Consider the following 20,600-nt stretch of genomic DNA (forward strand, 5'->3'; position numbering starts at 1 on the left):
TTTCTTTTTAAAAAAACAAAGAAACCGTAACTCATGAAATATATAACCTCATTTGTTGCAGCAGTCCTGATCCTGGCCTCCTGCAATTCCGCAAAAAAGGCGCAGCGCACCCATCCTCCGGTTACCGCAGATTCTTCTGTAAAAGTAGAAACGGCATCCACTGAAGATACCGGTACTAAAAAAGATACTCCGGCAGCGGAATCCATTTCCGTTGTACTGGAAAAGCTCAATCATATGGATTATACCACCTTCTCCGGGAGGGCCGGCGTTACCTATAAGGCAAAAGGCGATACAAAAAACTTTGACATCAAGCTCCAGATCCATAAGGACAGCCTGATCTGGGCCTCTGTGATCGGCCCCCTGGGCATTGAAGTGGCCCGGGGTGTCATCACCCAGGATTCTGTGCGTATAATTAATAAGCTGAATAAACAATATATTTCTTCCAGTTACGTTTATTTACAGGAGCAACTGGGACTGCCGCTTGATTTGGGTACCCTCCAGGATCTTCTGGTGGGCAATCCGGTCTTTATCGACAAAACCAACAGCAGTTATACCAAACAGGACGATACCCTTCTGGTTACCAGCCGCACCCGGTTTTTCAGAAATCTGCTCAGCGCTATGCTGCCCGACTATTTGCCGGCAGTAAGCAAACTGGAAGATGTGGATGCCGGAAGGAACCGCTCTGCGGAACTGACGTACGGCAATTATGAAAAAGTAAATAATGCCCAGTTCCCGAAAGCAAGGAACATACATGTAAAATATAAAACGGATATAGAAATTCAACTGGACTATAAGTCCTACACCTTTAATGAAGCGTTAAATACGCCATTTTCGGTACCAAAGGGTTATAAAACCAAAAAGTAACCCCTTAAAAAAACTTGGAGTGCTTTATGTTTAGAGTAAAAAATTGGCTATGGGTGGGCTTTGTGCTTTTGAGCGGAACCGGATTTGCCCAGGACGACGTTAAAACTACCTTGCGGAAAGAGCGGGCGCAGATCCTGAATGAAGTAAATGAAATACAACGGACCTATAACAGTACAAAAACCGTTTCCCGGGAAGCGATGGTACAGTTAACCACGCTTAACCGGAAGATCGAAGGCCAGGAACGGTTTGTGGTCAGCATGTCGCGCCAGACCGGTTTCTTCAACCTCGAAGAAGTACAGGACAACGACCGCGAGATCAGCCGCATCAAAAAATCGATCGAAACCCTCCGGGATCATTATTACCACCCCGAAACCAATACGCCCCCGGTAGCCAAGGCGCCGGCAGAAGAGCCCGCTCCGGAACCGGTTCCCCAGCGGCAATACCCCGTACTTCCGCCACAGCACCATACCACCTACCCGGTAAGCAATGCCGCGTTAACCGGCGATTTCGGGCTTTACCGCGGCCAGATCCCCTATCCGCTGGATAAAGGCACCATTACACAGGGTTTTGGACGGTTTAAAATTGAAGGCGCAGGTCCGGATATTGTAGGCGATAACCCCGGCTGTACGTTTGCGGCACCGGTAAATACGCCCGTAAAAGCCGTTTTTGAAGGCGATGTGATCAGTGTTTCCAAACTCAGCGGACTGTTCTATGTGGTGATCCGTCATGGAAGATATGTAACCGCCTACAGCAACCTGGCCAGCTCTTCGGTTGTAAAAGGCTCAAAAGTAAAAGCGGGACAGGTGATCGGTTCCGTAGGCCGTGATGAAGAAACCGGCTATGGCAAACTGGACTTTATCCTGATGCTCGATGATAAGAACCTGGACCCGAAGGCCTGGTTCCTCCCCATACCACAGCAATAGCATACATCTCTATAATAAAAAAGCAGGTCTTCCGGCCTGCTTTTTTATTGCTGTTAAATGCTCCAGTTAACCAGGGATTAAATAATCAGCAGCGCATCTCCATAGCTGAAGAAGCGGTATTTATCTTTTATTGCTTTTTTATAGGCCTCAATGGTCAGCTCATAACCGGCAAAAGCACTGGTCATGATCATCAGGCTCGTCTTGGGCAGGTGAAAATTCGTCACCAGCGCATTGGCAATATTAAAGTCATAGGGCGGGTGAATAAACATATTTGTCCATCCTTCGGAAGGCTTTAACAGCTTCTGCGCCGTAAAAGACGACTCCATAGCCCGCATGGTAGTGGTACCAATGGAACAGATGCGGCGGCCGCCTTCCTTCGCTTTATTTACAATGCGGCAGGCCATATCATCAATATGATAGTACTCGGCATCCATTTTATGCTTGCTCAGGTCTTCCACCTCAATCGGACGGAACGTGCCCAGGCCGGTATGCAGTGTTACCTCGGCAAAACGGATCCCTTTTATCTCCAGGCGTTTGATCAGCTCGCGGCTAAAGTGCAAACCCGCAGTTGGAGCTGCTACAGCACCTTCGTGTTTGGCATAAACGGTCTGGTAGCGCTCTTTATCCTCATCATCTGGTTTCCGCTTAATGTATTTGGGCAGCGGGGTTTCGCCCAGGGCTTCCAGCTGCGCTTTAAACGCTTCTTCGGATCCTTCCCACAGAAAGCGGATGGTACGCCCACGGCTGGTAGTATTGTCGATCACCTCGGCAACCAGCTCCTCGTTCTCTCCAAAATACAGCTTATTGCCCACCCTGATCTTACGGGCCGGATCAACGATAACATCCCAAAGCCGGTTCTGCTTATTCAGTTCCCTCAAAAGAAATACTTCAATTTTAGCACCGGTTTTTTCCTTGCGGCCATACATACGGGCGGGAAATACCTTGGTATTGTTGACTACAAAAACATCCTTGTCATCAAAATAATCCAGGATATCGCGGAAATTTTTGTTCTCCATCTGCCCGGTCTGGCGGTGCACCACCATCATGCGGGCATCTTCTCTTTTCTTGGTGGGATGTTGCGCAATAAGGTTAAGGGGTAGGTCAAATTGAAATTGTGAAAGCTTCATTCTACTGTTTAACGGTTTTAAATATCAATACCCAAAAACAAGCGAAGCCGGGGGAGGAAGTTTTGAACAAACTGGGAACCAGTATGTTTTATCCTTTCGATCCCCGGTCTTACGGCACCGGTTTTCGATTTGTGCGTGCAAAGGTACTATATATCCGGGATATTAAAAATTTTTATAAAAATCCAAAAAAATGTTTCTTTTTTTCTGCTGTCAATGCTAAAACCGGGTTCTGCATCTTTTGGCAATTAATAACCTGCAGTGCGGAAATAAATTGCCAATGACAATTCACATTATATATTTAAGAATAATCATACGATCATCGTGCCAGGCGAGGCCGGAGCATTCCCGCGATACAGACAACCCTGCATTTGTAAGCCCCTTCGGCTTCGTTCAGCGCGACCAAACCGAGGACTGCGCCATGGACCCTGGATAACGCAAGCATATAAAGGTTATACCAAACATGCAATCCGGAGGCACGCTACCACCTGATATCCCTGCACACTATCAAAGCCCCTCAAAAATCGACCCAGTCGCCGTTGATATAATTGATCCTTGTTAAGTACCGGTCATTCTGCCATCGCTCTTTGGATTTATTATCCATATTTTACGATATTTGTTTCCTGCACCTCGTGCTTTCGGATTCTAACTATGGCTAAACAAATAAAAGCGATCAAATGCCCGCAATGCGGCAGTGTAAAAGCAACCGAACTAAAGACCGATTTTTACCGTTGCAACAGTTGTGGCACCGAATTTTTCCTGGATAATGACGATATTAACATCAACCATCACTATTACCGGAATTCCACACCTCAGCCGGCGATCAACCCCGAACGGGCAAGAAAAACCGCACTTGCGATTGTTTTTGCCTTTACCGGCCTCATCTTGCTGATGACGCTGCCGCGGGCCTGTAACCGGAAAAAAAATGGCTACACCGCCCAAACCGCATCCGGCTCCCGGCAACAGTGGAGCGATGCCGAAGTATTTTATCTTGAAAAACCCGACGGGAAACCGGTTTACATCATTGCCGGCCTGAGGGAACGGGACTACAGGGAAAAAGAACATCCGCTCTACATTGGTTTTTACGATGCCCTGACTAAAAAAGAAATCAAGCTTACGGAGTTGCCGCTCAAGGCAGACCGTTTCGACGGAAAGTTTAAATACTTTAGTAATGGTACTTTGTATTTTATTGTAAACAGCAAAAAACTGTTCACCATCGACCGACAATTGCTTACGGCCGCCGAAGTGCAGCCTGATACCTATAAAGACCTGCCGGATCTGCAACCGGGGTTTGCCAAAATCGAATATGGGTACCAAATGGAAGATGACTTTTTCAAAATAATGAGCAACGCCGGAAAAGAGCTGTACTATTACCCCCTTATTTCTAAAACCTATGAAGGTTACGACGAACATGTAAAAGCAGAGCGGGCAGAGCATTTAATGCCGGTCAATTCGCCGGTGATTACCCGGTTTGTCTTTTCTTCCCAGAATTCCGACTTTAAAGAAGAAAAAATACAACTGGTAAAATACCGCCAGCAGATGACCCCGGGTTACCCGGTAGAGCGGCCCCTTTTTGGCTGGCAAAAAGACTACCAGGTAGGATCGGGTATTTATATCGGCGATATACCCTATAAAAAAACATTTATCGGCAGCAGCTGGAAAAAATGGGCCCGTGTACTGGATTTCCAGGATTTTAGCCCCGGGCGCCTGTATTTTAGCCCGAAGGTATTAGGATATAATACCAACACCGTACTCATCAGCTTCAAAGCCACGCCTGCCGAAGATGAAAAGCAATCCCTGCAGGCACTGGATGCACAAAGCGGCAACATTCTCTGGACCGTACAAACCGGCGAATCCTATGCCCAGGACAATGCCCTGATCATAAAAAATGGATACTTTATCAAACTGGGCAACAGGGCGGTTTTATATGGTGCGGATGGCAAACAGGTGTCTGAAATGAACTACCGGGATTAACATCAACTTTTATCTAAAACCTAAACAACATGAACACTAAGAAAATCGCATCAAATCCCTTTGAACCCTTCGTTGGCGCACCGGCAACATCCGTGATTCGTGTCCCCTATTAATGGCAAAAAAAATAACCGTATGAGTCTTTTCAATCTTTTCAGCAACCAGCTTTCGAAAGTGATCCAATGGGAAAACCAGCCGCCCCAATTGCTCTGGTACCGGTTTCCCTCCAAAGAAAATGAGATCAAAAATGCCAGTAAGCTGATCGTGGCCCCGGGTCAGGGTTGTATCCTCGTATATGAAGGCACCATCGCCGACATCATTGACACAGAGGGAACCTACAATCTTAAAACAGATAATCATCCCTTTATTACCACCTTACTGAACCTGCGGCAAAATTTTGAAAGCGAACATAAACTGTATATCTACTTTTACCGGAAGGCCCAGGTAGTGAACCAGGCCTGGGGTACGGCCATGCCGGTCAAATATGTAGACAAGGTTTACAATATTCCTATTGAAATGGGAGCCAATGGCAGTTTTTCCTATACTATTGCCCATCCAAAGTTCTTCTATACCGAAATCATCGGCAGCAGGGAAACGTATACCACCGATGAAATGCGCGCAGTCATTGCAGATCGTATTCCGCAGCTGATTGCAACAGCGCTTTCCGAACAAGGCTATGCCTACCAGGAGATCGATGCACAGCTCCACTACATTGCACAACAGCTGTTGCGGATTTTAAACGAGTCCTTTGCCGCACTGGGATTGCAACTCACCGACTTCCGGATCACCGGGACGCAGTTTGATGAAAAAACGCAGGAACGGATCAGCCGGGTGGCGGATATTACGGCTGATGTAAAAGCCGCCGGGCAGGCCGGCCTGGATTATGCCGACCTGGAAAAACTGCGGGCGCTACGGGATGCCGCACGCAATGAAGGCGGACTGGCCGGAGCCGGTGTTCAGTTTGGCGCCGGTATGGAATTGGGGAAAAAACTAAATCAGCAAACCGATGACATACTTTCGGGCAGCAATACAGATGCCGTAGAAAAACTGCGCAAGCTGAAATTGCTTTTAGACGAAAACATCATTAGCCCCGCAGATTTTGAAGAAAAGAAAAAAGAATTACTCGGTAAGCTTTAGGTATCGTTTTCATTAACCCATGAAGAGATGAGCTATGAAAATGATCGCGTAATTGATACCAAAGACCTTGATCCTTTTTATAGCAAATACCACCGGGCTTTAAAAAAATGACTAAAAAATAAACAGATGAAATACATTACCGGGATCCTCGCAACCGCCGTTATATTATGCATTACAGCCTACTTAACACTTAGCGTTTGGGGCATTAATCCTATTGATCCGGCGCATCTGCGTAAAGCATTGATCACACTGGGTATTTTGATCGTTGCTGCTTTTTTGCTGGCGATGCTGCTACCGTTCTTTTTCAAAAACCACTCAAAAGGCTACCAGGAAAACGGTGGAAAAGTAGCTCAGCCCAGGCGGCGCTGAAAAACAGGGCAGCCCGTCTGCCATTTCCAGGGATTGTTGTTGCCGCAGAAGCGCTGATTGCGCCTGTAACGTCTCTGTGCTATTTGTGCAATTAAAGCTGCTACCAAATCTGCGCATCTGTGGCTATAAATATCGTTTTAACTGCAACACACCTCATTCGATCTGAAGGAGCCAACCAATATTCAATAAAGTACGCTGTTAATGATCATCAACGGCGGTTCATTATAAAATTCCCCGGGGGATGGAATCGATCAGTTTTTTGGTATAGGCGCTTTGCGGATTTTCATATACGGATTCCGCGGGTCCGCTTTCTTCGATCCGGCCCTTGTTCATTACAATGATCCGGTCGCTGAAATAGCGCACTACCGAAAGATCGTGACTGATAAAGACGATGGTAAAACCGAATTCTTTTTTCAGATCATTCAGCAGGTTCAGCACCTGGGCCTGCACGCTTACGTCCAGAGCCGAAACCGACTCGTCGCAAATAATAAAGGAAGGCTGCAGTGCCAATGCCCGGGCAATCACAATGCGTTGCCGCTGCCCCCCGCTGAACTCATGCGGGTACCGGTCATAGTGCTCCGGCAGCAATCCCACCTTTTGCAGGAGCATTTCCACCGTTTTTTTTCTTGCTGCTGCATCCCGTTCCAGGTGGTGTACTTTCAGCGGTTCTTCAATTGCCAGACCGATCTTTTTCCTGGGGTTCAGCGATGAATAGGGATCCTGGAAAATAATCTGCAATTGCTTCCGTAGCCCGCGCAGTTCCTCTTTTCCAAAAAGCGCCATATCCTTTCCTTTGTAAATGATCTTGCCGGAGGTGGAAGGCACCAGCTGCAACAAGGTGCGGCCCAGTGTTGTTTTTCCGCAACCGCTTTCTCCTACCAGGCCCAATGTTTCATTCTCAAAAATTTCAAAGCTTACCTCGTTCACCGCCTTCGTATAGTGGAGTGGCTTCCCCAGCCAGTTGCGTTCCCGGGGAAACCAAACGGAAAGCTGTTCTACTTTTACCAGGCAGCTTGCTGCGGATGAGGTCTCCGGTTTTAAAACGGGAAGGGATACCTGCGCATCCGAGTTTTTTGGGGTGGTACCCATAAAATCGCTGACCACCGGAAGCCTTGTCCCTTTTTGATGATTCACCGGCCGGCAGGCCAGCAGTGCCCGGGTATACGGATGCTGTGGATTGCGGAAAAGCGTTTCCACTGTTCCCTCTTCCATTATTTCACCTTTATACAATACAATAGCCCGGTCAGCAATTTCTGCTACCACGCCCAGATCATGTGTAATAAAAATTACGCCCATGCCGGTTTCCTGCTGCAATTCCTTAATCAGGTGCAGCACTGTTTTTTGTACGGTAACATCCAGGGCGGTGGTAGGCTCATCGCAAATCAGCAAACGGGGTTTGCAGCACATGGCCATAGCGATCATCACCCGCTGCTTTTGTCCGCCGCTGAGCTGATGCGGGTACCGGTTATAAATAGCTTCCGGCTCTGGTAGCTGTACCCGTTCAAACCACTGTATGGCCCGTGTGCGGGCTTCTTCCTTTGTTACATGGGTATGGATCCGGATGGCTTCAGCAACCTGGTTGCCGCAGGTATATACCGGGTTCAGGGAGGTCATGGGTTCCTGGAAGATCATGGAAATGGCATTGCCCCTGATGGATTGCAGGGCTTCCCTGCTTTGCTGCAGCAGATCAACCGTACTGCCATCTTCGGCATGGTACAGGATCGCGCCCTGTACATACTTAACGGGTGGAGCAGGAATCAGTTGCAATACAGATAATGAGGTAACCGACTTACCGGATCCTGATTCCCCCACCAGCGCTACAATTTCGTTTGAATGTACCGTTACGGAAACCTGCTTCAGCGCATGATTCACCACTTCACCGGAAACAAAATCGGCACTCAGTTCCCGGATCTCCAACAAAGGCTGCTGCATTCTATTTATTACTTTAATGAATGGTCGTTTATATTCCGGCTAATTTACTACATTAAACCCGAAAGCGCCACAAGCTGGCGTATTCCGGGTGCATGTTCTCCTATTGTGCCGGGACACCCGTATATTGCAGCATTTATCCATTACCTATAAAGGCAAATAGCCCCGCTATTTACCGGATCACTTTAATATTTAATTTTTTTCCCGGGGTTGGATAATAAGCGGCACACATAGCACAACCTTTAAGCGGATCGGTTACCATCCGGAAAGAGAATGTCTCTCCTTCTTTGATACCGGATGGAAAACCGCAGGGGTCTGCAATCGTAAAAGCGTTTTTATATACTTTGCTTGTTTGCGGGTCCGTCCAGGAAGCCTCCACCAGTTTAGGGTCCACTTGCCCATCCACATTAGAAAATGTATAATTGCCACACATACCGGCAATCTCCAGCCGGGCTTTATAAATTTTACCGGATAGCAGCTTTGGTTCTTCCTTCCCACACTGAAAGGCAGATAAACTTACAAAAACAGACAGTGAAAGAAGGATCGTTAACAAGCGCGCTAATTTCATTTTTCAAATAGTTTTAATTGCAGATACGTATCTGCGATTAAAAACGCAACAGGTCCTTTTACACAATCTCTGATGGTGTTTGCAGTTATCTCCGAAAATTGCCGGTATACTACTTACTGAACCACTTTAATATTGAGCTTCTTACCGGGCGTGGGATAGAAGGCCATGCATACCGCACATTTGGAATCTTTTTCTGCAGGAACGATCTCAAAGTAAAAGGTATCCCCTTCTTTTATATTCGAGGGGAAATTGCAGGGATTGCTGATACCAAAGGCCTTCCAGTAGGTTTTGTTGGTTTGCGGATTGGTCCAGGAGGCTTCCACCAGTGCCGGGTTTATCCTTCCTTCGATAACGGAGAACGTATAATTGGAGCACATGCCCGCCACTTCAAACCTTGCTTTCAGTTTGGCCCCACCGCCTTTTGAAGCTTTAGAGGAACAGGCGGTAAATGCGTTCAGCACCATCGCCAAAATGATGAATGTAAATAAGCTTTTTTTCATATACTGTTTTTTATTAGAACCGCAGATGCCGTACTGTTTGCCCGTTATTGATCAGCTGTTTCAGCGAATCAATACCGATCCGGAGATGATTTTCTACATACTTCGCTGTTACTTTTTTATCGCTTTCTGCAGTTTTTACGCCATCAGGGATCATGGGCTGGTCACTCACCAGCAAGAGGGCGCCGGTGGGGATCTTATTATAAAATCCAACCGTAAAAATCGTTGCGGTTTCCATATCCACGGCATAGGCCCGGATCCGCTGCAGGTAGGTTTTAAATTCTTCATCATGCTCCCACACACGGCGGTTGGTTGTATAAACCGTGCCGGTCCAGTAATCGGTTTTGGCCTCCCGGATGGTGGTACTCACGGCTTTCTGCAACGCAAACGCCGGCAGTGCCGGCACTTCGCGCGGAAAATAATCATCTGAAGTACCTTCTCCCCGGATGGCGGCAATCGGCAATATAAGATCGCCAACATTATTCCGTTTTTTTAAACCTCCACATTTACCCAGGAACAATACAGCCTTGGGAGCTATGGCCGTCAGCAGGTCCATCACGGTGGCGGCTGTAGGACTGCCCATCCCGAAATTAATGATGGTAATATCGCCGGCTGTAGCACATTGCATGGGTTTATCGAGCCCTATCACTTCCACGTTGTTCCACTCTGCAAACAGCTTTACATAGTTACCGAAATTGGTAAGTAAAATATATTCGCCAAAATTCTTCAGACTTTCTCCGGTGTACCGGGGCAGCCAGTTTTTTACGATTTCAGTTTTTGTTTTCATCCGCTTTTTTTTTGAAGAGGTCGTATTGATCGCCTCCGCCACTGCGCAACATTATTCTAAATATACATTCGCATAGCTAATTTAACCATTATTTTTGGATCCATGATACGCATTCAATACCCGGAACCTGAGTTTAAGATTGAAACCCGCAATGGCCAGCCGCATATTTTTGATGCCTTGCGAAAAAAATGGCTGGTGCTCCAGGATGAGGAATGGATCCGCCAGAATTTTATACACTACCTTTTACGAAGTATGCGCTATCCCCAAACACTGATCGCCCTTGAAAAAGAGATCCGGCTGGGTACATTGAAAAAGCGGTTCGATATCCTGGTTTACGATCCGGAACACCGTCCCTGGATGCTGATCGAATGCAAGGCCGGCCAGGTACTGTTAAATGATGCGGTGCTCAACCAGGTATTGCGGTATCATATCGTGTTGCCCGCACAATACCTGGTTATTACCAATGGCAACCTTACCTACGGTTGGAAAAAAGAAGATGGTCGCTTAGTGCCGATCGATACCTTACCGGAATTTATCGCTCACCACTAAGTCTTTTGTTCCGTGCGTATATGTATAAAATCCTTCGCCGGATTTAACACCCAGACGACCAGAAGTAACCATATTCACCAGTAAGGGACATGGGGCGTATTTAGGATTTCCAAATCCTTTGTGCAATACATTTAAAATAGACAGGCATACGTCCAGCCCGATAAAATCTGCCAGCTGTAAGGGCCCCATCGGATGTGCCATGCCCAGTTTCATAATGGTATCAATGGCCTCCACACCGGCCACTCCTTCATACAAACTATAAACCGCTTCGTTGATCATGGGCATCAAAATACGGTTGGCAATAAAACCAGGATAGTCATTCGCCAGGGCCGGTATCTTGCCCAGTGCTTTACTAAGCGTAACAATAGCGGCCGATACCTCTGCGCTGGTGGCATACCCGTTGATCACTTCTACCAACTTCATCACCGGAACCGGGTTCATAAAATGCATCCCGATCACCCGCGCCGGCCGGTTGGTAACGGATGCGATTTTTGTAACCGAAATGGATGAGGTATTCGTGGCCAGGATGCAGCCCTGCGGTGCAGCCGCGTCGATCTTTTTGAACAGCTCCAGCTTTATTGCTTCATTTTCGGTAGCAGCTTCCACTACAAGATCGGCACCTGATACACCTTTTTGCAGATCTGTTTCCACGGTAATTTGCTGCAATGTTTCCTGTTTTTGCTGACCGGTAATGGTTCCTTTTGCCAGCTGCCGGTCCAGATTTTTTTCAATGGTTTGCAGCGCCTTATCCAGCTGTGCTGCGGCAACGTCGATCAATACCACCTTATGCCCGGTTTGCGCAAATACATGTGCAATTCCATTTCCCATGGTGCCGGCGCCAATAACAGAAACATTTTTAATCATAAAACAAAACAAGTTATACTAATGCAGGTTAAGAAACGATACGATATATAATATGAACGCAAATACCGCCATGAACACAATATTCAGAAAGAAGAGAAAAATTCCTTTTAAGCGGGATTTTAATTTTCGCTCCTGGTAAACCTTGCTATGGGAGCGAAAAAAATAAAAGAATCCATAAGCAATAGCCAGGAAGATCAACCAATCCCTGACGGTTTCTCCGGCATTCCCCAACCATCCGCCAATAAATGTTACCAGGTAAAGGATAGTGATCAGCGTGAGTAACAATGAAAAATAATGAAGGGTAAAGATTCCATGATCGAAGTACCACCATTTCTTTTTACCATGAAACAGCCAAAGCCAAAAGGCAAAAAGCGGCATGTATAAAAATAATGCTTTGGGTAAATTATGAAATACGGATTCATTTACCTTTTTTATCGCCTCCGGCCCATGGATCCCCTGCTCTTCCAACTCCAGGTCTTTTTTTACAAGTTTATACTCCAACCAGTTATACTGCTCTTTAACCGGCAGCGTTTTTTGTAATGAGTCCAGCTGTGCTGTTGTATGAATACCGGCGCGTTTATCGCCGTAAAGTACCCGGAGAAAATCACCATCTTCCCGCACCGCTTTAATCTCCCTGTCGATCGATTTATTATTCTTTTCAACCTCTTTAGATGAAATATTGCTGCCGGGCTTCTGTGCTGCGGCGGCGAACGTTGCCTTTTCTTCCTCCAGTATTTTAATTTGCTGTTCCTTTTGTGCTGCAGTTAACTCCGGCAGTTTTAATTCATGCGATGGAAATAAAAGTGCGGGCAATAAAAAGGCGATAAAGCTCATAAAAATATACAGGCGCACCGGCGGCACATAACGCATACGCCGACCCATTAAAAACTCCCTGGTTAACCGGCCGGGATAAAACAACAAAAACCGGAAAGTTTTCCAAACCTGTCCGTCGTAATGCGTAAGGTCCTCAAAAAAATGGGTAAAAAGATAATGGAAGGGCTGTCGCGGTTCGATATTTTCCTGGCCGCAGTGGGAGCAAAAATGGTCTTCGACTGTATGTCCGCAGTTCAGACAGTTTTTTTCATTTCTCAGTTTGTGCCCCGACATCTATTTTTAAGGCAAGATAATCAAAAATGAGAAATGCGGGGATCCGATGTATCTTATATTTCCCCGCTGTGCAGTGCTCCCGCTTCTTTGCGCATCGCAATTTTTACTGTAGGTTTGCCCTGCGGATTAAAGCAATAAACATGCAAAAACAAAACAGGTGGCTGATGCTGTTATTGGCAGGCATCATTATACTGGGTTATTTCTGGTGCGAACACCGGAACTCCAAAACCACGGTACGGCCTCCTGCGGTACCGGATGCTCCTGCTACAACACCGTCGCAACCGCAGGCTTCCATCGAAACGCTTACCAGCGAAGCCGTTGTGGTTCCGTATATCAAAAAAACGGGAAGGCTTCCCGATTGCTATATCACCAAACAGGAGGCCCGCAGCAATGGATGGATCGCGTCCAAAGGCAATCTTTGTGAAGTGCTCCCGGGCAAGGCCATCGGCGGGGATATTTTTACCAACCGGCAAAGAGCCCTGCCTGTAAAAGGCGGCAGAACCTGGTACGAGGCCGATTTAAACTACGAATGCGGCCGGCGCAATACCGACCGGATCCTGTTTTCGAGCGATCGCCTGGTTTTTGTAACAAAAGATCATTACCAAACATTTGAGGAAAAATAAAGGAAATGAAAACAATCATTTTTGATTTTGACAGGATCGGTACGGAAGAAGACTTTTATAAAACAGCGGTAAAACAACTGGCGCTTCCGGATTTCTTTGGGAATAACCTGGATGCGCTCTATGACGTACTTACAGGCTCCATTGAACTTCCTGTAACGATTCAGTTTGTACATCTTTCGCTGGGGCAGCTTGAAAAATTTGATGCTATTATTACGGTATTTGAGGATGCGGCTGTTGCCCTGGAGGATGACCTTATCTTTGAGTACTATCTCAAGAAACCCTAGGCGGTTTATTTATTCTTAAAATCGCCCCGCTTCCATGATTTGATAAATTCGGCCCAGGCGGCAGGATTAAAGATATTCATTGGCGGTATCTGTCCCTGGTAGCGCGCTTTCTGGGAGATCATATTGAGCTGCATATTGGTTACCTCCCGTCCGTCAAAAGGTGTTTTCTTCAACATGGCGCGCTGCATTTCCTTTGTATTGTTCTTCCGGATGATCTCCATCTCGTCATCTGCTATGTGCAGACTTACAAAATCACGCGCGAATTGCTCCGGTGTGGGCCGGGGCCGGATGATCGCCGCGGGCAAATAGACGGTATCCTCCGTCATCAATACCACCATATTATACTGATTTCCCTCCAGGTCGCGGGGAATGGGCTTCAATATCGGCTTATAGGTAACATGCGAAAATTCGATCTGGTCTCCTTTCAGCACGGCAATCGAAAATACCCCATCGCTGTTCGTTATGGTTCCTCTTGAAGAGCCTTTTACAGTAACACTTACCGAAGGGATCCCGTACAGGCTGTCGGAAGACATTACGATCCCAAAAAGCTGGATCACCGAATCACGTGCCTTCTCAAACTGGGCATTCGCAGTTGATGGGATGACAAATAATAAAACAATAACCGGTATGATTATTTTCTTCACAGCCTCAAATTTAAGTAACGATTTGTAAATAAGACAACAAAATGCCCAATAGGATGTTTAACTTTGCGGATTGTAGTGAATTTAACATAAGCTTTGGTAAAAAAATGACAAAAGAACTTGTTTTACAGGCATTGAGTGCGGTTCATATTCCGGGGTCTCATAAAGATATTGTGGCGCTTGATATGGTAAAGGACCTGGTAATCGAGAAATACTATATCTCGTTTAATATCGATCTGCCCAGCCAGGATGCACAACTAAAAGAAAAAGTAAAAACAGATTGTATACAGGCCATTAAAGCACAGGTAAACGAAAAGGCGGTGGTAAAAGTAGGCTTTGGCAGTGCTGCACCAAAAGCACAGGCTGCCGCCAGCACCCCGGCTAAAGTATTACCGGGTGTAAAACATATTATTGCCGTGGTGAGTGGAAAAGGCGGTGTGGGAAAAAGTACGGTTGCCGCCAACCTCGCACTGGCGCTGGCCCAATCCGGCGCTGCCGTAGGATTGATGGACGCCGACATTTACGGGCCAAGTGTGCCCATTATGTTTGGGGTTCGGGGAGAGCGCCCCATGATGAAGGATGTAAATGGTAAGGGCATGATTGTTCCCCTGGAGCGGTTCGGCATTCAGCTCTTAAGCATCGGTTTGCTGGTAGATGAAAGCAAGGCCGTGGTATGGCGGGGGCCCATGGCCAGCAGCGCCATTAAACAATTTATCACGGATGTGGATTGGGGTGATCTTGATTATCTTATTGTAGATATGCCGCCGGGCACCGGGGATATTCACCTTACCCTGATGCAGATTGCCGATGTAAGCGGCGTGGTCATTGTAAGCACCCCCCAGGATGTAGCGCTGGCCGACGCCAAGAAAGGCATTGCTATGTTTGGACAGGCACAGCTGAATGCACCCATCATTGGGCTGGTGGAGAATATGAGTTATTTTACCCCTCAGGAATTACCGGATAATAAGTATTATATTTTTGGACAGGAAGGCGGAAAGCGCCTGGCCAGTGAATACGACCTTCCGTTTTTGGGTGAAATACCATTGGTGCAAGGCATTCGCGAAGGTGGTGATATGGGCATCCCGGTGATGATGAGCGATGATGAAATTACCAAGGCGGCCTTCAAATCCTTTGCAAGGAAAGTGGCGCAGTTTGCGGAAAAAACATCGAGAAGATAGCCTTGCTGTACAGCATTGTTGATTGCTGCTGAGTCAATATGTGATGAGGTGCAGCCATCAGCATTGTGTTTATGAATGCGTGCCCGTTGTGTTTATCATCTTAATGCCGCCTTCAGCATACTCCTGTACCGGGGATTTAACAGTATATACATCAGAAGGTCAAGCAGTCCCTTTGCCAGCAGGAAGGATTCCGGCGCCCTATCCAGCAGGGGCAGCAACACAAATAGCGGCACAATGATCCGGAAATAAGGCTTTAAAAAAACAGAGGACAGTCCTTCCGCGGTATTTTTATAGTCCCGCATGTTGTCAAAATAATAGGCAAACCCTGTAAGTATCAAGGCGCCCAGGGTGAATGCATCCGGCAGTATAAACTGCCCGGAGAAATAGATCCAGCCAAACGCAACAACGTGAATCATCCCATAGTGCATCGCAAAAAGGACAGCAGTGATGGTACTTCCTTTTTGCCGGCGTGCTGCATGATCTGATTTATGGTTAGCTGCCTTTTTTTTTGATTGCGCAATCAATGGAACGTTCTTTAAAAACAGGAACCAGGCAATACCCAGCAATGCACTCTGAATGATCTGCGTGGAAACAAAGGAGGAAACGTATTCAGTATCATTTTTAAGACGCATTGCCAGGAAACCATAAAACAGTACCTGCCACCAGAACAGCGGATCGCGAAGCAGTTTTTTGAAAACGGCGTACATGGTATTAGCGGATCAATTCCAGATGACCGGATCCCGCCGGCTTATGAAATATGCCCTGCATCGCCTTTATTTTCCTTCTTCCGTTTTTTAAATAGCGTATCCGTACAACAGGTTCATCAATATTTGGAAAATCGCTCCTTACAAGGGCTACCAACCGGCCGTTGCCAAAAATTTTCAGCTTGTACTTTTCTATCGGCAAAAACTCAGCATCGGGCAGGTCAAAAACCTCGGCATAAGCAGTATAGTTCTCCATGCTTCCGGCCTGGTCGTCGAAATTTGCCTGCTGGGTTTCCTGTTCTTTTTTGTACACCATTTCCTGAATGCCGTTCATATCTTTATTTTTAAACAGATCCAGGTAACGCTGATTTGCCTCAACTACCTCCTGCAGCAATTGCTTTTCATCCTCTTTTGTTAAATCCTCGCTATTATCCCAGCCCGGCAGCGTATAAGGAACGGCGGCATTAAATTCGCCCTCAAATACGGCCATCGGTTTTCCGGCGGTTGCAGACAGGCTGCCTGGTTCCTGCTGCGAAATGGCCATAAGCCGGGCTGGCGGAACGGATGGTCGTACCCCCTTTCCGTCGGGTGTATCCCTTAATCCTTCCATTTCGATCTCCACGAGCAGATTCCGTGAAAGCGTATGTTCCTGTTTACCGTTTAGAAATGGAGGATACAAAATAAGCTTCCACTTTTGTTTTCCTGATTTCAGGATGGCATTGTTTACGGGGGTGCTGGTATTAAAGGTACCGTTAGCGTTACCAAAATAATACTCCACCAGTACGTCATTTACATAAAACTCAAAGCTGGAAGCGCCTACCTGTATATTGGCACGGTATTCAATTGCCTGATCTGTAAACTTAACCTGTTTGTAAATATCCTTTATAGAAGTTGTCATCCTTGTGCTGTTTTGAGCGCAGGAGGTAAGAGCACATCCCCAAACCGCCAATAATATTATTTGCTTTAATTGTTTCATAATTACCGTTAAAAACTACCGAACCGGCAGGCCGAGATCAGCGATTCATCCTTTTTATCAATCGCCTGCCAGGTAATGGACCCTCCCACACCGGCACTGGCGGCTTCCACTTCCTCTTCGTCTTTATCAAGCGATATGCTTCCTTTGGCAGACCCTTTGCCAATAATCACCAGCCCGTCAAAGTTACCGTAAATATTTGCGAAGAAGCCCTTATTATCTGCGTCTATTGCGGCCCTGGATTTCCATTTTGCCGTTGCCGAAGCTTCACCATTCAGTTCGCCCTGTATGGTTACAAATACCAGGTGCTTTTTCTTCTTTAGTTTAATCTGCACCTTTACCGTAACGTCCACGTCGCCGGTAACCGTTGCCACCGATTTATCGTTGGTGCTCCGGTCTTCCCTGTTAAACGAATTTTCCTTTGTAAGGGTATTCAGGAATCCGGTAAGGGTTCCTCCTATTGTTCCGGTGGCCCGGAGCTCGGCAACAATTTTACTTCCGTCACCAATCAGGCTCAGGGTAAGATCTGCAATGGCGATCACAGCAAAGGCTATCGGGTGCAAACGCTGTGCCAGCGCCAGGAAATCCAGGTAAATGGAAGCGCCCAGCAAAGGAGCAAAACCAATATTGCCCGTGAGCAGCACGCCCACTTTCCGCCGGTGTTCTTCCGACTGGTTATCGTTTGTATTAACCAACTTCCAGCTAAAGCTGCCTTCAAAGGCAGGCCAGAAAAGGTCGAAGCCAACAACCGTTCTCTTTGTTAGCCCACCCAGGTTCCGCTCTGTACTTCGCTGGATGGACTCCATGTCCTTACGTGCCTGCCGCTGTTCCCGGCTGCCCGGCTCAGCATTCCTGTACCTTTCCTTTGCCGTTTCCAGGTGCCGGATCTTTTCTTCCATTTTCCGCTGGTCTCTTTCCCGGTCCTGAATTTCAGATTGCTGGCTCCTGGAGTACGACTGCAGGGTGCTTTCAGCCCCGGGGTCTCTTTGCCCGTTGCTGTTCTTTGGAGAAAAGAAAGCCTCCATGAATTCGATAAGTGCCTTGATGCCTTTTAACCGCTCCTCCAGGTTCTTTTTAAACTCTTCAGAAAACTCTACTTCATCCTTACCATCCCATTTTGCTGAAAGCGCCACTCCCCATTTTTTTTCGCCGAGCGAAGACCATTTCATCCGGTTCATTTCCCGGCGATGTCTTGGATTCCGCTGAATGGAATTGCTGACAACACTCAGCGATGTGCCCCTGTTCTCCTCCTGTTCAAAATCGCTATCACCGGCATCATACTTGTTAAAATTGATCGCAAGCTTCCATTCAATATCCGGGTAGGTAATGATCCTGATGTTCTGATCATAACGGCAGGTGGCGGCACGGATAACATAGGGTTTTCCGGCAGCATTGTTTCCCAGCCAGAAGTAACGGAAAGCATACGGAAAGTCAATACTCTGAACGCCCAGGTTCATGGTAATCGGCTCCCGGTTGTATATAAAACGGGCATCAAACTGGATCCTGCGATCTCCATCCGAAGGAGGTGTATATACTTTTAACGCTGTCTTGGATTTCAGCTTCTGCTCTTTGCTGCTGGCACCGCCGGTTAAAACAGACTCGCCCTTGGTCGTTCCGGAAAACGTTACCGAAGTATTTTTTTCTTTTCCCTTTTCGGCTGCCGGGCCTTCCGGCTCGGGATGCTCTACAATTGTAAGGCTATGTCCCTGATGCTTGGGAGTACTGATGCAATCGCCGGGATCATTAAACAGTTCTTCCAGTGAAACGGTTATCTGTTTAACATTAGCTGTTTCTCCGGCTACTACCTCAAACTCTTTCAGCCGCTGATCATCCGGGTTGGTGCCCTTTTCATTAAAAAGCGTAACGGGCTGCCGCTGTACGGTTTTGCCATCGGGGCTTTTCTCATCCGGCAATTGTGCTACAATCCGCTCATATCGGCATTGCTGGAAGGCACCTACATTCATCGCAAAGTCTTTTGCCAGAACCGGCTGGTTGCCTACATCCGATAATTTGGATTCCACAACGGACTGGCTTTCCTTAACCTCGATAAAAGCGTTCCTGAGGGCTGTTTCGCCTTTTAATTTTACACCCGAGATGGTAGGATAAATTTTCAGGTAACGGGCAAGATCGAATCCATCAAATTTCCAGAACGGATCGATGTACACTTCAATTTGTGCACACTGAATATACTGCCCCGGAGCCCCCTCCAGTGTGGAGAGCTGTTCTTTTATCAGCGCGGCCACATTCGCTTTTTCTGAAACGACCTGAGCGCCCTTGAATTCGACGTATTTGACCGTTCTTGCCACTACTTTCAACGATTTATCCGGGGTATCGCTGTCAGGAGATTTATTAACCGGAACACCATTCTGACGTGGATACGCAGGCAGGTCGTCATCGCTATTGATACCGGAATCGCTGTCCCGGAACTGCACGGTAATGTCATTCAGGTACAGTCCCCTGGTATAAACCATCAGGAAAACGGTTTCACCAAACCGGGCCTCCTTCCCCGTAATGATCTCACCAGGCTCACTGACCTCCTTCCCATCAACCACTTTATTCACTAATTTTCGCCATTCCACACCCAGCAGGTCCGGTTCTCCAACGGCACAAACAAAAATCCCATTCAGTGGAGAACCTGTGGGGGTTTCCCTGTAGGCCTCCAGCCAAACCAGCCCGCCACCTTCCAGTATTTTAGGAAACGAGATCTGCTTGCCCGATTTTGGTAACCCATCATTAAATGAGCGGTTGCGGTCGTTATCCTTCAGCCCTTCTATGGCAGCAGCAGAAGTGGCAATACGCCAAACCCATTTAATACCTTCATAGCCCGAAGCAGCATCTGCCGGCGCACCGCTGCCTTTGCTTTTTGCCCCCTTCCTGGGCGCAGCCTTGGGAGGGTTTATCAGGTCCGCTACCGAAACCGTAAAATTCCCTGCTCTTTTTAAAACCAGCACACGGTTCTTGCTATCAAATACCTGGTCGCCGCTTATTACCGGAACCAGTTGAATTGGCTGATGATTGTTAGTTTCCATTGGCAGATTGCTTTTGTGGCAGGCGGGTATATCCGATTTCTTCCAAACCCATAAAACTGAAAAAAGGATTTAATATTTTCTGTGTATTATCATTTGTTTTTTGCCCGGAAGATGGATGAACGTTAGCCGTTTGACCATGAAAACTGATTTCCACACAAGGGCTACCGCCTACCGCGCAAACAGCCTTGCTGTCTTCCAGCAGGGGATGGCCACCGTTTTCCATAGTAAGCTTATCATGAACCCCCTGCCATTGGGTAATGGCGGGCTTACAGGCGCTTTTGGTTATTTTACACGCACCAAAGGTGTTTGCTGCAAAAGGCTGACCAATATCCATTGTGTTGGCGATGGCCTTTTGACCCGGCGCGTTTTCATTAATATAAAAATCTGTTTGCTTTACTTTAAGTTTGTCTGGCGTGGTACCAAATTTACATTGGCAAACAGCACCGTTACAAACCAGATGTTTTTGACCCATTCCTTTG

21 protein-coding genes are annotated in these 20,600 nt (G+C 47.1%); 9 read left to right on the plus strand and 12 right to left on the minus strand.

The genetic code is table 11. The annotated features are described in order from the left end of the window. Window positions 1–33: 33 nt before the first annotated feature. Both Q1V85_RS07430 and Q1V85_RS07435 read left to right on the plus strand, forming a co-directional pair. Complete coding sequence (locus tag Q1V85_RS07430; protein ID WP_300598670.1) at window positions 34–864, plus strand: DUF4292 domain-containing protein; 831 nt, start codon at window positions 34–36, stop codon at window positions 862–864. 26 nt (window positions 865–890) lie between these two features. Next, window positions 891–1,787, plus strand: coding sequence for a murein hydrolase activator EnvC (locus Q1V85_RS07435; RefSeq protein WP_300598671.1), 897 nt, complete (start codon window positions 891–893; stop codon window positions 1,785–1,787). A gap of 77 nt (window positions 1,788–1,864) precedes the next feature. Here Q1V85_RS07435 and queA read toward each other — a convergent pair whose 3' ends face one another. Beyond that, window positions 1,865–2,914: a tRNA preQ1(34) S-adenosylmethionine ribosyltransferase-isomerase QueA gene (gene queA, locus Q1V85_RS07440; RefSeq protein ID WP_300598672.1), complete on the minus strand. Its 1,050-nt coding sequence runs from the start codon at window positions 2,912–2,914 to the stop codon at window positions 1,865–1,867. A gap of 648 nt (window positions 2,915–3,562) precedes the next feature. Between queA and Q1V85_RS07445 the strand changes: the two genes are divergently transcribed. From Q1V85_RS07445 to Q1V85_RS07455, 3 genes are all read left to right on the plus strand, one after another. Continuing rightward, on the plus strand, window positions 3,563–4,885 hold the full coding sequence (locus Q1V85_RS07445) for a hypothetical protein (protein WP_300598673.1): 1,323 nt from the start codon (window positions 3,563–3,565) through the stop codon (window positions 4,883–4,885). A 132-nt stretch (window positions 4,886–5,017) separates the two neighbouring features. Beyond that, window positions 5,018–6,019 (plus strand): SPFH domain-containing protein, encoded by a 1,002-nt coding sequence (locus tag Q1V85_RS07450; RefSeq protein ID WP_300598674.1) that lies wholly within the window; start codon window positions 5,018–5,020, stop codon window positions 6,017–6,019. A 126-nt stretch (window positions 6,020–6,145) separates the two neighbouring features. Continuing rightward, the gene (locus tag Q1V85_RS07455; protein ID WP_300598675.1) at window positions 6,146–6,388 is read left to right on the plus strand and encodes a hypothetical protein; all 243 of its coding nucleotides are present in this window, start codon (window positions 6,146–6,148) and stop codon (window positions 6,386–6,388) included. Window positions 6,389–6,610: 222 nt separating this feature from the next. Here Q1V85_RS07455 and Q1V85_RS07460 read toward each other — a convergent pair whose 3' ends face one another. The 4 genes from Q1V85_RS07460 to Q1V85_RS07475 all read right to left on the minus strand — a co-directional run bounded on the left by Q1V85_RS07460 (window position 6,611) and on the right by Q1V85_RS07475 (window position 10,169). Then, entirely contained in the window at window positions 6,611–8,320 is a 1,710-nt protein-coding gene (locus tag Q1V85_RS07460) for an ABC transporter ATP-binding protein (RefSeq protein ID WP_300598676.1), read from the minus strand. 169 nt (window positions 8,321–8,489) lie between these two features. Further along, on the minus strand, window positions 8,490–8,885 hold the full coding sequence (locus Q1V85_RS07465; RefSeq protein WP_300598677.1) for a hypothetical protein: 396 nt from the start codon (window positions 8,883–8,885) through the stop codon (window positions 8,490–8,492). A 113-nt stretch (window positions 8,886–8,998) separates the two neighbouring features. Next, on the minus strand, window positions 8,999–9,385 hold the full coding sequence (locus Q1V85_RS07470) for a hypothetical protein (protein ID WP_300598678.1): 387 nt from the start codon (window positions 9,383–9,385) through the stop codon (window positions 8,999–9,001). A 13-nt stretch (window positions 9,386–9,398) separates the two neighbouring features. After that, the gene (locus Q1V85_RS07475) at window positions 9,399–10,169 is read right to left on the minus strand and encodes an AMP nucleosidase (RefSeq protein ID WP_300598679.1); all 771 of its coding nucleotides are present in this window, start codon (window positions 10,167–10,169) and stop codon (window positions 9,399–9,401) included. 102 nt (window positions 10,170–10,271) lie between these two features. Here Q1V85_RS07475 and Q1V85_RS07480 point away from each other — a divergent pair, with 102 nt between their 5' ends. After that, on the plus strand, window positions 10,272–10,718 hold the full coding sequence (locus tag Q1V85_RS07480) for a type I restriction enzyme HsdR N-terminal domain-containing protein (RefSeq protein WP_300598680.1): 447 nt from the start codon (window positions 10,272–10,274) through the stop codon (window positions 10,716–10,718). On the opposite strand, the gene Q1V85_RS07485 is transcribed toward Q1V85_RS07480, so the two are convergent. Next, window positions 10,692–11,582 (minus strand): 3-hydroxyacyl-CoA dehydrogenase NAD-binding domain-containing protein, encoded by an 891-nt coding sequence (locus tag Q1V85_RS07485; protein ID WP_300598681.1) that lies wholly within the window; start codon window positions 11,580–11,582, stop codon window positions 10,692–10,694. The two genes, Q1V85_RS07480 and Q1V85_RS07485, sit on opposite strands and share 27 nt — an antisense overlap. An 18-nt stretch (window positions 11,583–11,600) precedes the next feature. Then, complete coding sequence (locus Q1V85_RS07490) at window positions 11,601–12,689, minus strand: DUF3667 domain-containing protein (protein ID WP_300598682.1); 1,089 nt, start codon at window positions 12,687–12,689, stop codon at window positions 11,601–11,603. Window positions 12,690–12,829: 140 nt separating this feature from the next. Here Q1V85_RS07490 and Q1V85_RS07495 point away from each other — a divergent pair, with 140 nt between their 5' ends. Both Q1V85_RS07495 and Q1V85_RS07500 read left to right on the plus strand, forming a co-directional pair. After that, the gene (locus Q1V85_RS07495; protein ID WP_300598683.1) at window positions 12,830–13,312 is read left to right on the plus strand and encodes a ribonuclease domain-containing protein; all 483 of its coding nucleotides are present in this window, start codon (window positions 12,830–12,832) and stop codon (window positions 13,310–13,312) included. A gap of 5 nt (window positions 13,313–13,317) precedes the next feature. Next, window positions 13,318–13,596 carry a barstar family protein gene (locus Q1V85_RS07500; protein ID WP_300598684.1) on the plus strand — a complete coding sequence of 93 codons (279 nt, stop codon included), beginning with the start codon at window positions 13,318–13,320 and terminating at the stop codon, window positions 13,594–13,596. 5 nt (window positions 13,597–13,601) lie between these two features. Here the strand turns inward: Q1V85_RS07500 and Q1V85_RS07505 are convergent, their stop codons facing one another. Then, entirely contained in the window at window positions 13,602–14,240 is a 639-nt protein-coding gene (locus tag Q1V85_RS07505) for a carboxypeptidase-like regulatory domain-containing protein (protein ID WP_300598685.1), read from the minus strand. Between the two features lie 104 nt (window positions 14,241–14,344). Between Q1V85_RS07505 and Q1V85_RS07510 the strand changes: the two genes are divergently transcribed. Next, a complete protein-coding gene (locus tag Q1V85_RS07510) occupies window positions 14,345–15,415 on the plus strand; it encodes an Mrp/NBP35 family ATP-binding protein (protein WP_300598686.1) in 1,071 nt (356 codons plus the stop codon). Window positions 15,416–15,510: 95 nt separating this feature from the next. Here the strand turns inward: Q1V85_RS07510 and Q1V85_RS07515 are convergent, their stop codons facing one another. The 4 genes from Q1V85_RS07515 to Q1V85_RS07530 form a co-directional block, all read right to left on the minus strand. Further along, the gene (locus tag Q1V85_RS07515; protein ID WP_300598687.1) at window positions 15,511–16,122 is read right to left on the minus strand and encodes a hypothetical protein; all 612 of its coding nucleotides are present in this window, start codon (window positions 16,120–16,122) and stop codon (window positions 15,511–15,513) included. Between the two features lie 4 nt (window positions 16,123–16,126). Continuing rightward, the gene (locus tag Q1V85_RS07520; RefSeq protein WP_300598688.1) at window positions 16,127–17,017 is read right to left on the minus strand and encodes a hypothetical protein; all 891 of its coding nucleotides are present in this window, start codon (window positions 17,015–17,017) and stop codon (window positions 16,127–16,129) included. A gap of 86 nt (window positions 17,018–17,103) precedes the next feature. Beyond that, a complete protein-coding gene (locus tag Q1V85_RS07525; protein ID WP_300598689.1) occupies window positions 17,104–20,121 on the minus strand; it encodes a hypothetical protein in 3,018 nt (1,005 codons plus the stop codon). After that, the gene (locus tag Q1V85_RS07530) at window positions 20,111–20,593 is read right to left on the minus strand and encodes a DUF4280 domain-containing protein (protein WP_300598690.1); all 483 of its coding nucleotides are present in this window, start codon (window positions 20,591–20,593) and stop codon (window positions 20,111–20,113) included. The genes Q1V85_RS07525 and Q1V85_RS07530 overlap by 11 nt, the downstream gene beginning before the upstream one ends. Window positions 20,594–20,600 lie beyond the last annotated feature (7 nt).

Source organism: Niabella sp. (assembly GCF_030150205.1).
Taxonomy (GTDB): Bacteria; Bacteroidota; Bacteroidia; order Chitinophagales; family Chitinophagaceae; genus Niabella.

Coding starts and splice junctions, on each gene's coding strand:
- Q1V85_RS07430 (WP_300598670.1), top strand. CDS start 34: ATGAAATATATAACCTCATTTGTTGCAGCAGTCCTGATCCTGGCCTCC.
- Q1V85_RS07435 (WP_300598671.1), top strand. CDS start 891: ATGTTTAGAGTAAAAAATTGGCTATGGGTGGGCTTTGTGCTTTTGAGC.
- queA (WP_300598672.1), bottom strand. CDS start 2,914: ATGAAGCTTTCACAATTTCAATTTGACCTACCCCTTAACCTTATTGCG.
- Q1V85_RS07445 (WP_300598673.1), top strand. CDS start 3,563: ATGGCTAAACAAATAAAAGCGATCAAATGCCCGCAATGCGGCAGTGTA.
- Q1V85_RS07450 (WP_300598674.1), top strand. CDS start 5,018: ATGAGTCTTTTCAATCTTTTCAGCAACCAGCTTTCGAAAGTGATCCAA.
- Q1V85_RS07455 (WP_300598675.1), top strand. CDS start 6,146: ATGAAATACATTACCGGGATCCTCGCAACCGCCGTTATATTATGCATT.
- Q1V85_RS07460 (WP_300598676.1), bottom strand. CDS start 8,320: ATGCAGCAGCCTTTGTTGGAGATCCGGGAACTGAGTGCCGATTTTGTT.
- Q1V85_RS07465 (WP_300598677.1), bottom strand. CDS start 8,885: ATGAAATTAGCGCGCTTGTTAACGATCCTTCTTTCACTGTCTGTTTTT.
- Q1V85_RS07470 (WP_300598678.1), bottom strand. CDS start 9,385: ATGAAAAAAAGCTTATTTACATTCATCATTTTGGCGATGGTGCTGAAC.
- Q1V85_RS07475 (WP_300598679.1), bottom strand. CDS start 10,169: ATGAAAACAAAAACTGAAATCGTAAAAAACTGGCTGCCCCGGTACACC.
- Q1V85_RS07480 (WP_300598680.1), top strand. CDS start 10,272: ATGATACGCATTCAATACCCGGAACCTGAGTTTAAGATTGAAACCCGC.
- Q1V85_RS07485 (WP_300598681.1), bottom strand. CDS start 11,582: ATGATTAAAAATGTTTCTGTTATTGGCGCCGGCACCATGGGAAATGGA.
- Q1V85_RS07490 (WP_300598682.1), bottom strand. CDS start 12,689: ATGTCGGGGCACAAACTGAGAAATGAAAAAAACTGTCTGAACTGCGGA.
- Q1V85_RS07495 (WP_300598683.1), top strand. CDS start 12,830: ATGCAAAAACAAAACAGGTGGCTGATGCTGTTATTGGCAGGCATCATT.
- Q1V85_RS07500 (WP_300598684.1), top strand. CDS start 13,318: ATGAAAACAATCATTTTTGATTTTGACAGGATCGGTACGGAAGAAGAC.
- Q1V85_RS07510 (WP_300598686.1), top strand. CDS start 14,345: ATGACAAAAGAACTTGTTTTACAGGCATTGAGTGCGGTTCATATTCCG.
- Q1V85_RS07515 (WP_300598687.1), bottom strand. CDS start 16,122: ATGTACGCCGTTTTCAAAAAACTGCTTCGCGATCCGCTGTTCTGGTGG.
- Q1V85_RS07520 (WP_300598688.1), bottom strand. CDS start 17,017: ATGACAACTTCTATAAAGGATATTTACAAACAGGTTAAGTTTACAGAT.
- Q1V85_RS07525 (WP_300598689.1), bottom strand. CDS start 20,121: ATGGAAACTAACAATCATCAGCCAATTCAACTGGTTCCGGTAATAAGC.
- Q1V85_RS07530 (WP_300598690.1), bottom strand. CDS start 20,593: ATGGGTCAAAAACATCTGGTTTGTAACGGTGCTGTTTGCCAATGTAAA.